Source organism: Halococcus sp. IIIV-5B (assembly GCF_003602035.1).
In the GTDB taxonomy this organism is placed as follows: Archaea; Halobacteriota; Halobacteria; order Halobacteriales; family Halococcaceae; genus Halococcus; species Halococcus salsus.
On record NZ_QZWE01000050.1, the window covers coordinates 1 to 11186 of the forward strand.

Below are 11186 nucleotides of genomic sequence, written 5' to 3' on the forward strand. Positions count from 1 at the left end.
GGCTTTGGCCGGCCCGGAGGGCCGGGACTCTCCAACGATACTGTTGCAGTGAGTAATTGAGAGCGAAACGACTACCTGAGCATGTTTCTCAGCTATTTGACCTTCTTTGCTACATTGTCGACCGATTTGGACACAGACTTAGTCTCTTTTCGAACTTTCTTTAGCTCTTTAGCGATGTCACGAAGATGCTTCTCGGACCGATCTCGACTCTGGAAAAACGCAGAATCATCGTCCTGATCAAGTAACGAAAGGTCAAATGAGTCTGAAATATCTATCCTATCGCCGCGAAGGTTCTCACATTTGCCTTCTACTCGTAGCTCGTCAAACCGATCTAATTCCTCAGGGTTCATTGGGATTGTCTCGAACGGATCGACAATGCCGATAAAGTCTCCTGCCCGCACGTTTTTGTTCCTAACTTTTTCCTCGATTTCCTTTGGGTCCAGTATGAGCGTAACTTCCACGTTTCTAGCTGGCCCATTTCCAATATTCCGAAGAATGACGCCTATACTACTCATTGCATAGTAATCAATGTCGAGTTCAAATACAGGAATTATCTCTTGCTTTCTGGATTTCTGGGCTTCGTTGACCTGTTTTCTGGTGAAGCTAGTATACAACGCTGTAACTACCGCAAGGAAGACCGATGCAAGTGCACTAGCGACCGCTGCAATGGCTGCTGCGGACTGAAGTCCCTCGTTTGCAATGTTGAGCGTAAGCGATGTTGTGGGGCTTAGGATTAATCCAAGAAGGAGACTGACGATTCCAAGAAGGATATACGGAAGTGCAGTTTTGATTTGTGATCTCATATAGCATTTCAGTATGTCAGGCCAAGAAACTAAACTGTTCTTTGATTTGCGGAGGGGAGGTGGATTCAGGATGGCAAGATACTCAGTACACGCGTTTCTCGCGCGGTTTGACTACACCGCTGTGACAACCGAAAACCTACGAGCCTATTTTTTTATCCGCCGATAGACCCACCGGGTTCCCCCAGCTAATGCTACTGTGATCGTAGCTATGGATGCACCTATTTCAAGCAAACTCAGCTTTCCAGCTGCATCGTTAGTACCAGTTTGCTCTTTGCCTACGTTGCCCTGTGACGATGTTTGACTCCGATCATTCGCGGATTGGGCTGGCGGCTCAGATGGAGACACAGAACTGCCACTACTGGCTACCGTGGTAACCAACGTGTCATCTCGTTGTCTTTGCTTGACAGTAGTTGCCTCCTGGACGGTGGTGATGGCCGGTGGGTCGATAGTAATGCTTCTGTTTGTTTGGTTTATACCGCCTGTGTTGTCATGAATACGTAGGTTGACGTGGTACTGACCTGGTTCCTCAAAGACTCTCGATGTGTTTTCCCCTTGAGCGTCAGAGATTCCATCACCATCAAAATCCCACTCGTACTGAGTGATGTATCCCTCTGGATCAGTTGAACTCGAAGCGTCGAATGATACAGACTGACCAGCGGTTGGGTTACTCGGAGTGTAACGAAGCTGAACATCAGGTGGGGAATTTGGACTTCCTATTTCTCCGATATCGATTCTATTGATTGTCGTATTTTCATAGTAACCAATCCAGAAATACTCCCCGTCCCATGCCAAACCGTAGGGAGCGGAAGATAGAGAACGATCGTTAGTCAGAACTGCAGTTGAACCAGTTGTATCAAACTGTTTGATTGAGCTACTACCTCCCACCCACAGGAATCCTTCGGCCCATGACAGCGATTCTACAGAGTATACTGATGATGATGAAGACGACATCTGCATTTTCTTAGTCACGTTTCCAGTATCTGCGTCTATTTCGAAGAATCTACCATTAGATGTCCCAATAGTCCACAAGGAACCGTTGTTGTACGCAAGTCCTTGGCTTTCGGTTGGCACAGGGATTGTCTTCTGTCTGTTTCCGGTATCTGGATCAATTTGAAGTATCTCTTGAGTGTCACTCTGAGGAGAGGTTAGTACCCATAGTGAGTCTTCAGTGGCTGCCAAACCGTCTATATTGGAACTTTGTTGAAGCTCGACGAAGTCGAGAATGCTACCAGTACTTGGGTCGACTTCACGTATTCTTACCCCAGAAGAATTCGCCACTCCGACATGCCACAGGTTTGTGCCGTCCCATGCTAAGTTCCAAGTGATCCGTAGGTCTTCAGACAGCTCGACAGTATCTACGACCGTAACTGAAGAGTTCGCAGATTGTCCCGCTGCAGCGGTGCTCAGGAGTAAAACAACAAGTAGGACAAAGAGGTACCTTGTAATGCTCCTCGAAGAGCCTTTGCTCATAGATACCCTATAATCAAACAACATATATTCTGTTTGGTAATCATGGTATAGTCCTCGGAAAGGTTGAGATCTGGTTGTCAGGAGATGACACCGAGTAGCCGGCGCAGGTTTCCCATAGGTTCAAACACGGGGTTGCACATCGAGAGAATTGCTTCTCTCTCGTTGCACACTAGATCGATTGATCGATGTGCAAGGAAACTCAGTTAAATCAGGTTCTACACGTCGTCCCGAATCCTAACACGAACCCTAGCATAAACAAACGGCACTCAGTTGCTCAAACCAGTGCTTCTAAGCGAGGCGATGTGTAATGAATTCACGGTTAGGTATAAATGCGAATCAAAACAGACGGGAAACACGAGTACCGAGTCGATCAATTGCGCCAGATCATGCAAGCTGCTGGAGAAGGAACCAAATCAGGCGCTTTCGATTTCTCGACCGAATTCACCTTGAGAATGCTGGAGAACCTTGAGCAGGCAATCAACCATCCTGATATGACCGAAGGGCTTGCAGAGGTTCTCTCGACCTCCACAGTTGAATTGAGTTATCGCATCGAGACCGATCTTGATGTGAATCCGAGCCGGCGAGCGCGAGCGGATAAATGATCAATCGGAGCCAACAATGTAATCACTCGTATGAGATATTACTGACAACCTCTTTAAGAATGTTTACAGAGCGGCTGTTTTACTCGGAAATATGAACGAATAGTAGGGGCGTATCGCCTACCCTACATCGACGTCCCACCGTCATTCCAGGTGGGAGTGATCGCAGCGTTCATTCGCTCTTCTACCTCTGCGATATCATCTTCGTTCAGGTCTTCGATGAAGTGTTCCATCGTTTGAAACCCGCTTGTATGTGTGTGCCAACCACACATATATCTAATGGCCAACCAAATGTGGCAAGACGGGGCTGGAAATTTCAATCTATAAGGCCCAATAAATAGGCCATGCCTGTAAGAGATAGCAGAAACATAGCTGTGGAAAATGAGTATGAGACTACAACGTACGTTGATGCAGAGGTTATCTTTTTGTTAAACAAATCGTCAATGCCCCGTTTTCGCAAATCAACGATATTGAACGCGTCTAAAAACATCCAGTAGCCATCACCATGTATTAGCGGATTGAGACTGAAGATGATCTGCAAAACATTCCATACAATTGCGATGCTTAACACAACATTGTCGCTAAAAACCGTATAGTGTAGAAGAATCAGACCTTGAAGCCAAATACATTGAACAAGTGGTCCTGCAAGATTGATCCACAACCGACGATTACGTGGAAGCATCCACGCTCCAGTTGTTTCAGTAATAACTGCAGGAATAATCCCATTGATAGTACCAACACGAACTTCTGGACTGAAGTAGGATTTACTAGCGAAGTAATGGCCACACTCATGAATAATCAATGAAATTAATGCTATAGAAATGAAAGATATCATTCGCATAGGCGTGAACAGCTGCTCAAACGACGTGAAATTCGGCAACTCAAACAGTGCTGCATACGAACCTATTGTAAGAAGAGAAACAAACAAGAAAATACGGGGCCATAGAAGTATATCATCTGGAGGAAGAAGTTCCACTACTTGACCTTCATCGTTCAGATAACCCTCTCTCCGTAGTGTTTTGACTAAGTCTGATGCATTTTCAGGCAATTCACTATATTCAAGATCATTTGAAGCGAGCTTTTCAAGTAATGTTAGTGCATTCTCAGAGACGCGTCTCAAGTCTCCAGCTGGGTTACGAATATAGAACCTCTCTTCAGACTTCAACCACAAATAACTAACTTCCGGGTCCTCATATTGTACGCGCTTTTTCATAGTTATTTATACTAGAATTTTCGCAAGTGAATCAGCGATATCTTGGTTTGCACGGATGTCTGCAGGCGCAATCCGGGGTGTCTCATTCAACTCAAGAAGAACGTGCGTTCCATCAGGTCGCCGACGGATATCTGCGGCTCCAAAAATTAGACCAGCAGATTGGGCAGCTCTAATAGCAGTGGCTTCAATATCCTCAGAGATGGTAGCATCTTCAACATCAATCTCATCACTATCACCACGCTTCATATCAACCTTAAACGAAAAGCTTTGACTAGAGTACTTTATTGAACCAATTACTTCGTCAGACAAAACATACACACGAAGATCCTCTCCATCAATGAACTCTTGAAATTGAACCGGTGCAGTAGCAAGCTTATCAATCCGATCATCATCAAGATCATTATAACTTAACTCATGAGGAACTCCGCCCCAAGAAACTGGTTTGTAAACAACGCGGCCGTGCTGTTCAAAGAATGTTTCAACTTCGCCGCGCTCATTTGAGAATATAGTTTTCGGTGTCGGGATTTTCTCGTCGTCATACAAAAACAATTGCCAAGGTTTCCTCCCCTGCCAATTGTGATTGCGAAGTAATGGAATGACTGTGGCACCGCGGTATTCCAGGATTTGACATAGACTCTCAAACATTGCTCTGTACTCACGGAGCTGTCTAATAACTGGAAGTAAGTTCTTTTCTAGGCTTTCTTTGAACCTCTTGTTGTATATTTTGAATAAATGATGTGACATTACATATACGCCAGTTATTTCGCTGTAATTGAATATCGTTCCAAGTGTTGCACCATCCTTAGTAGGATTGATCGTAAGGGGAAGATCACTTGGCCATTGTCTCACATCACAGAGAATTGCATCGCCCCCATGCGCTTCGACAGCATCTGCAACCAGTGTTAGTTCTTGGACATTACCAAGCCCTATCAACAATACCGTCATGTTCTCTAAATTTCGATGAAGTGCCTACTGAATAACTCTTGTTGTGGATCAGCTTCAACACACGTGTTTCTTGCGTTCATGATCCCGTACCAAAGAGTCTCAGCTCTCCGGGCCAACCAAAGCCCGACTGCGTACTCGGGCAGGCTATTGAATGATGAGATGATCGCGTCATCAAGCTATATCCGGTACCGGACAACATCGAACAATCATCCTCGAAACACCGTAAGCAACGATACAAGACCCCTGACCAGCGTTCGGATCCTCTTCTGATAGTTTCTAAGTCGAGTGCGACAATTGCTCTACGAAAAGCTTGCGTCCAATAGATTCAAGTAACAGCGTTGCGCGGGTAGCAGTAGCTCGCCAAAACAACCGCGCGGGCCGGGAGTGTCACCAGCACCCCCGAAACCGAGGAAGCAGTTAGCCTCTATGACCACAGACAGAGCCACCGGTATTGAAACTACCGGACCGACCCAAGCCGAATCGGACGATCAGATAACCCAGTTGCTCCACCGTGTGGAAGCCCTCGAAGCCGAGAACGAGCAACTCCACGCAGAAATTGATGCTGTTCGCGACCAGCAGCGTGGGGATCTCCACGCCCTCGCACGCGAGAATCACGAGCTTCGTCAGTCTCAGCAACACCTCGAAGAGCGCGCCACCAAAGCTGAGGAAAAAGATAGCTACCTCCTCGACGATATCCTCGACCTCGAAAACCAGCTCGCGGATCTGGAGGAGGGTTCTTCCGGGTCCGAAGTAGGGGGTGACGCCGCCGAAACCGCCTCCCAGCATCAGGATCTCACACCTATCGAGCGTCTCTCCATCATGGATGCCGAAGACACCGGCATCGAGGTGACGGCATCCATCGAGCGCGCCATCGCGATCTACGAGCACTGGAAGGAGTGGTCCAGCAAGACACCGAAGGGTCGGGTACTCAAAGATGGCCAGAAGTCGCTCCTTCGCACGGCAACAGGTGAACAGCTCGGCTGGCGACAGGTCTACCGCGCCGCCGAAGCACTCGAGGAGCTCTCGAAGGGACGCATCCAGTTCATCCACCACAACCGCCACGGGAAGATGCTCATCGAACCCACCACACCAGGACGTGACTGTCACGCGTCGTCAGCGGCCACGACATGAACCCCGTCAGAGAACCGCCTGCCAAACGATAGACCACAAACAGGAATAATCGTTCCACACACGGACGCGGCGTATAGATCGGTCGACTACTGACGGGTAAACTGCCTCATTCAGCCTCACAGCTAGCATAGAGAACAAAGGGACTAGTTCACTCACTGACGGCACGTGTCAGTAGGAGGGCCGAGTACCTCTATCAAAAGATCCTCGCTCACCACTCACAGCTGGACGTAGCTCTCCCAGTTCTGTTGCTTTCGATGGCTTCTGCTCTCTTGCCAAACCTTTACGCCTATAGGTGCAGATTCAAGTCGTACACTGAACTAAGATGGTGGATGACACTCAGGGGCTCCAGTTTGCCGAGGCACTTGCTGATGAGACCAAAAAGCAGTTCGAGGGAATAGGAGTTGGATCCGATTACCTACTCAAAGCTAATGGCGATATTGCGGAAGTAGGAGGAATACTTCTCGGCATTAGCGGACAAGATGAGGAAACTGCTGGCTGGGAAGAGGTCGCCAAGGCAAGAGACTATCTTCACGGCCGTTTGGATGACATCGGCCTAGATTGGGAGATGAATGACGATATGGAGCAGCGACAATGGGAAGATAATCTCACACGGCGAAGCCCTCCGTATGCTGAAATCGTGACAGCAGAGGTTACCGAAGAGCACATTGAAAAGTTACAGTCGTTCTAACCTTCTGTATAGCTATCTTTTGACTTCCTGCTATTGACCGTGATTGAGATACGGAGCGAGGGGATTTGCTGTCTAAACTGTCAAACAGTTGCTGTGAGGTGGTTAAATTCTTGATGCTCTAATCTGCAGCCACAGATGGATGACAAAAACAGCTGCTACGAACATGGAACAAGAATCGCCTCCCCCTATCGCTATCTTGGGCTACAGTAACCGGCATACTCTACAGATGAGCTCTCCGCAGATCCGTAGAACCCCCTTTCTAGACCAATATGCCATGCTCTCCTGTAAATACAGCTTGAAACGGCGGTCTAGCACCTACAAAACCCGACGACGGAACCCGGATCGAACCCGATCTAACACACCATCATCCGGGGTTGTGCCCCGCAAAATCGCCCGACGGCACCCCACTACTCCATATACTGTATCAAAATTTTATTTACCGCCGGAAGGGCCCATCTGGCACACTCTTCCTGGTCGGTGCTGTGAAACCCACCAGTCCAGCAGTTGCTCAGCACCCGCGACGACTGCCGGGGTGCCCACATGAGTAACGACAATCGCGTGGTTGGCTACGTCGACGATCCCGCCTACGACTCGCTCACCGCACGTGCGGAAGCCGCTGGAAGGTCCCAGAGCGAGTGGGTCCGCGAAGCTGTTGAGGAGAAACTCGCTCGCGAAGGCCTCGACGATGCCGCGCAGCGATTCGAAGCTGAGGATCGGCTCTTTGATCTGATGGAGCGACTCGCGGACGACGCAGCTGACCGAATCGCTGCCGACCTACGTGAGGGGTTCGACCTCCCGGAGAGTGATTCCGCGGATGAAGAGAGCGATTACGAGGAGTGGGGGCAGGACTGATGGTCCAGTACCGCACGGAATACCAGCGGAATCCTACTCCGGCTGCAGCGTCGAAGCTCGTGAACTACGTCGCTCGGGGCGACGTCGGTCGCGTTGAGCGTGCGGCGGGCGTGCGTGCGACGGCTGCCGACGTCGACGGATTCCAGCGCGTCGCGATGAACGCCGAGATGACGCGTCTGCACTCGTTCACCTTCCTCGAGGACCGTTCACCGGAGGAACTCACAGATGGGATTCGAAGCATCCTGCGAGAGCGTCTCGGCGGAACGTATCTCATCGGGGTAGACACCGCCAACGAGGGGAACAATCATCTCCACGTTGCGGAGGCGGGCACTCAGGAAGAGCTGTACATGGACCGCGACGATATCGCAGCGCTGCGAGAGGCAGTAGGTGAACAATTTGATGAGGATCTCGCCGACCGGCAGGTGCGAGCATGATCGTCCTCGCACTTCCGGGTGTAGACCTGGCTTCAGAGTGGTGGGGAACGCTCGCGATACGTCAGCAGCTGATGTATGGCGGAGCTGGTCTGCTGGTAGGGCTAGTAGCCGCGAACTTCGGTGTCAAGCGGGCGTTGGGCGTTTCCCTGCTCGCGATCTCTGCTGCGGTCGCGAACCTCTTCGCGGAGGACGGAGCGCTAACTGGTCGAGAGCAATACGAAACGGGTCCATGGAACACGATCAAGCGTCGGTTCTCTCGTTCGGATGAGAACACGATCCCGGTGGATACAGTGTACAAGAAGGGGTCGGACTCCTCAGCATCACCTGAGCTCGACCGAGAAGTCTCGATGGGAGTAGCAGGGCAGACTGGCAAAGGAAAGTCGTCGTTCGTCAAGGACGATGTTCGGCGGTGGGGATCGGATGAGTCGATCTTCGCTCACGGTCTCCGTGAAGCCGGTGAACGAAACGAGGTGCGTGATTTCTTGCGCGATCAGGGCTTCGACGTGCTCTCGATGTCCTCTCAGGACTCGGAGGTGCGATGGGATCCGTTCCAAGATACGCCGAAGGATCTCGCGTCGATGCAGAACCTCGCAGAGGGGCTGTATACCGCGGAGCAGTTGAAGGAAACCGGCTGGACGAAATCGGAGAAGATGCTGCTCACAGCGATGCTGGTGTACTGCTCAGCGGAGTACGATGACTTCGGGTATCTGCAGCAGGTGCTCGAGACGCCTCCCGAAGAGGTAGTTGAAACGGTTGGTGAGATCCCAGAGGCGAAGATGGCGGTTCAATCCTTCCAGCGAACGGACGGGAGCGATCTCGGCGTGATCTACAGCAACGTGAACGCAGTAATGTCGTCTCTAGCGACGAGCGATATCTGTGATCCATCTCTCCCGGCAGTAGATCTCGGTGAATTCTGCAAACAGCCGGATGGCCGGGCGGTGGTTCTCGACAACATCACATCGAATGCGTATGCAGAGGGGTTCTGGCGGATGCTGACGACGAGCGCGATAGATATCGCTCACGAGACGCCAGGTCGTCAGCAATTCTGGCTGGACGAGGTTGACAAACTCCCTCGTATCGACAATCTACGAAAGCTCGCAAGTGCGGGTCGCAAATCGGGAGCACGGGGGGTGATCATGGTCCAGGACGTCCACCAGCTGATCGACACCTATGGAGAAGAACCAGCGAGATCGATCTGGTCGAATTGCCCCAACCGGGTGATGTTCAGTGCAGGTGATGCTGAGACTGCTGAGTTCTTCCTGAGTGGACTTGGGGACCGCATGCTCCGCCAACAGGACGTGAACACGAAACCGGACGGAGAAGGTGGGACAGTGCGCACCACGTCCTCTCAAACAACCAGCGGAAAACCACTACTCACGGGAGAGCTGATGAATCAAGAGCCAGGTAAGGCATTAATCCAGTCTCCGAGCGGATGGTGGCACGCCAAGATTTCTGAGCCGTCGTTCTGATCAAGTCCGAGTTTGGGATAGATCACCCTCCTCTCATGTCTGACAAAGGTCTATAACCCGGCGGTGAACACTCTCACATGACGGTGAACTCGCTCATACATGCCCAGACTTACGATCACAGTAACGGATGAGCAAGCTGCAATGTTGGAGGAATTATCGGGGGACGGCGGACAGTATGAATCAAAATCAGCGGCGGTGAGGAGTTTCATACAGTCCGGTGATCGAGTTTCTGAGCTTGAACAAGAGGTCGAACGACTCAATCGAGAGCGTCGTCAGCTGCTCGAACAGCGGAAAGAGCATCGCGAACTAGTTCGGTATGCAGAGGACCGGCGCGATCGAGACCAGAGTGCTCGCGAGCGACGCAAAAAGCCCGCATGGACTCGGGCGTGGTGGTGGCTTACTGGTGAACCAGAGTAGAGATCATATCCAGCCGTCGGGTACGTAGACAACCTCGTTCTGCATATCCTCAGGCCTCAACACACTGAGAGCATTGTGAACGGCTCGAACGATCTCACTACGAGGCGTTCGCTGGTCCTCATAGAACAGGATCCCCCAGTGGTCGGTGGCTTCGACGAATTCCTGAGTGATGAAATCCTGGTCATTGGTGAGGATAGCAGCTTCATTGTCGTTAGCGAACGCCAGAACGGCCGGATCATCGGCTCCAGCCGCTGGAGTATCGTGTATCGAAACTGCCTCGATTCCTTCACTCTGAAGCGTATTAGCAACGGTGGGAGAGACGTGCTCATCGGCGAGCACTCTCATGCGTGCTGACGGAACTTCTCGGGGTCGAGTTGCTGTTCTTTCACTCGCTGGGCGGTCTGATGCTTCTTCTCACGCCATTCTTGCATCTCGTCTGGATGATCGTAGTAGTAAGCGAGAGCATGATGAACAGCGGCGAGGTCAAGGCGATAATCCGCTGCGACGTCCTCTGGGTGCTCACCTTTGTCTACAATACGAGTGGCGACATGGAGGACGCCAATACGTCGACCCTTGATCCGTGGCTCACCTCCAAGTGTTTCTTGTGTGGAGACGATATGAGTCATGCTCGTTCTTTTTCGTGGGTCTACAAAGAGTTTGTCTCCACTACGTCACTCGTGATGCCCTGCTGAGATCGCTGTACTGCTCATTCAGATCATCGTATCGAACTCGGTAGCTCGATTACTAGTTTTTCGTCTGTGACTGGTCTATGAGTTCACTTCCACTACTGATGCGTTGGGAACCTCCTGTTTCACGTTCTCGATAGCTCTCTTTACGTTGCTCTCTGAGCTGTAGCCCTCCGACCCATCTGCTACGATTTTACCGTTTGACTCGCGGAGCCGCCAATAATAGTCCCGGTCGCTGCCTTCGTAGTACTCGAATGTTGCTGTCACAGGCCAAACTACATCTATTATAATATAAGATTTTTGGATCCTGCGATACTCTATGACTTGAAGGTGGTTTAGACAGCGGTGTGTCTGATAGATGTCTCTGTAATCTGCTAAGAGCGCTCAGAGGAGAGTGAGATTACTGAGACACTACTGGATGTCCTTCTGCCTGCGAAAGCCCGCACAGCGCCCTGTGGGCGCGAGCAGGACCGTGGAGG

General features: G+C 50.8%; 14 protein-coding genes. 6 read left to right on the top strand and 8 right to left on the bottom strand.

Annotation, left to right across the window (positions count from 1 at the left end; genetic code table 11):
* Positions 1 to 92 precede the first annotated feature (92 nt).
* Complete coding sequence (locus D3261_RS19820; protein ID WP_147465001.1) at positions 93 to 803, bottom strand: hypothetical protein; 711 nt, start codon at positions 801 to 803, stop codon at positions 93 to 95.
* 144 nt (positions 804 to 947) lie between these two features.
* The gene (locus D3261_RS20460) at positions 948 to 2273 is read right to left on the bottom strand and encodes a PKD domain-containing protein (RefSeq protein WP_199694073.1); all 1326 of its coding nucleotides are present in this window, start codon (positions 2271 to 2273) and stop codon (positions 948 to 950) included.
* 329 nt (positions 2274 to 2602) lie between these two features.
* On the opposite strand from D3261_RS20460, the gene D3261_RS18830 reads away from it, so the two are divergent.
* Positions 2603 to 2875, top strand: coding sequence for a hypothetical protein (locus tag D3261_RS18830; RefSeq protein ID WP_120075058.1), 273 nt, complete (start codon positions 2603 to 2605; stop codon positions 2873 to 2875).
* A gap of 313 nt (positions 2876 to 3188) precedes the next feature.
* Here the strand turns inward: D3261_RS18830 and D3261_RS19825 are convergent, their stop codons facing one another.
* From D3261_RS19825 to D3261_RS20760, 3 genes are all read right to left on the bottom strand, one after another.
* The gene (locus D3261_RS19825; protein ID WP_147465002.1) at positions 3189 to 4085 is read right to left on the bottom strand and encodes a hypothetical protein; all 897 of its coding nucleotides are present in this window, start codon (positions 4083 to 4085) and stop codon (positions 3189 to 3191) included.
* Positions 4086 to 4091: 6 nt separating this feature from the next.
* On the bottom strand, positions 4092 to 5030 hold the full coding sequence (locus D3261_RS18835; RefSeq protein WP_120075060.1) for a RimK family alpha-L-glutamate ligase: 939 nt from the start codon (positions 5028 to 5030) through the stop codon (positions 4092 to 4094).
* A 417-nt stretch (positions 5031 to 5447) separates the two neighbouring features.
* On the bottom strand, positions 5448 to 5816 hold the full coding sequence (locus D3261_RS20760) for a hypothetical protein (protein ID WP_233554039.1): 369 nt from the start codon (positions 5814 to 5816) through the stop codon (positions 5448 to 5450).
* Positions 5817 to 5849: 33 nt separating this feature from the next.
* Between D3261_RS20760 and D3261_RS20765 the strand changes: the two genes are divergently transcribed.
* The 5 genes from D3261_RS20765 to D3261_RS18860 all read left to right on the top strand — a co-directional run bounded on the left by D3261_RS20765 (position 5850) and on the right by D3261_RS18860 (position 9604).
* A complete protein-coding gene (locus D3261_RS20765) occupies positions 5850 to 6161 on the top strand; it encodes a hypothetical protein (RefSeq protein ID WP_233554040.1) in 312 nt (103 codons plus the stop codon).
* Positions 6162 to 6483: 322 nt separating this feature from the next.
* Complete coding sequence (locus tag D3261_RS18845) at positions 6484 to 6849, top strand: hypothetical protein (protein ID WP_120075062.1); 366 nt, start codon at positions 6484 to 6486, stop codon at positions 6847 to 6849.
* A 540-nt stretch (positions 6850 to 7389) separates the two neighbouring features.
* Positions 7390 to 7701, top strand: coding sequence for a ribbon-helix-helix protein, CopG family (locus D3261_RS18850; RefSeq protein WP_120075064.1), 312 nt, complete (start codon positions 7390 to 7392; stop codon positions 7699 to 7701).
* Positions 7701 to 8135 carry a hypothetical protein gene (locus D3261_RS18855; protein WP_120075065.1) on the top strand — a complete coding sequence of 145 codons (435 nt, stop codon included), beginning with the start codon at positions 7701 to 7703 and terminating at the stop codon, positions 8133 to 8135. Before D3261_RS18850 ends, D3261_RS18855 begins: the two co-directional genes overlap by 1 nt.
* A complete protein-coding gene (locus tag D3261_RS18860; RefSeq protein ID WP_120075067.1) occupies positions 8132 to 9604 on the top strand; it encodes a type IV secretory system conjugative DNA transfer family protein in 1473 nt (490 codons plus the stop codon). The genes D3261_RS18855 and D3261_RS18860 overlap by 4 nt, the downstream gene beginning before the upstream one ends.
* Positions 9605 to 10024: 420 nt before the next feature.
* Here D3261_RS18860 and D3261_RS18870 read toward each other — a convergent pair whose 3' ends face one another.
* From D3261_RS18870 to D3261_RS18880, 3 genes are all read right to left on the bottom strand, one after another.
* Positions 10025 to 10366, bottom strand: coding sequence for a DUF5615 family PIN-like protein (locus D3261_RS18870; protein ID WP_120075071.1), 342 nt, complete (start codon positions 10364 to 10366; stop codon positions 10025 to 10027).
* On the bottom strand, positions 10363 to 10647 hold the full coding sequence (locus tag D3261_RS18875; protein ID WP_120075073.1) for a DUF433 domain-containing protein: 285 nt from the start codon (positions 10645 to 10647) through the stop codon (positions 10363 to 10365). The genes D3261_RS18870 and D3261_RS18875 overlap by 4 nt, the downstream gene beginning before the upstream one ends.
* A 141-nt stretch (positions 10648 to 10788) precedes the next feature.
* Positions 10789 to 10974 (bottom strand): YegP family protein, encoded by a 186-nt coding sequence (locus D3261_RS18880; protein ID WP_158589418.1) that lies wholly within the window; start codon positions 10972 to 10974, stop codon positions 10789 to 10791.
* Between the last annotated feature and the right edge of the window lie 212 nt (positions 10975 to 11186).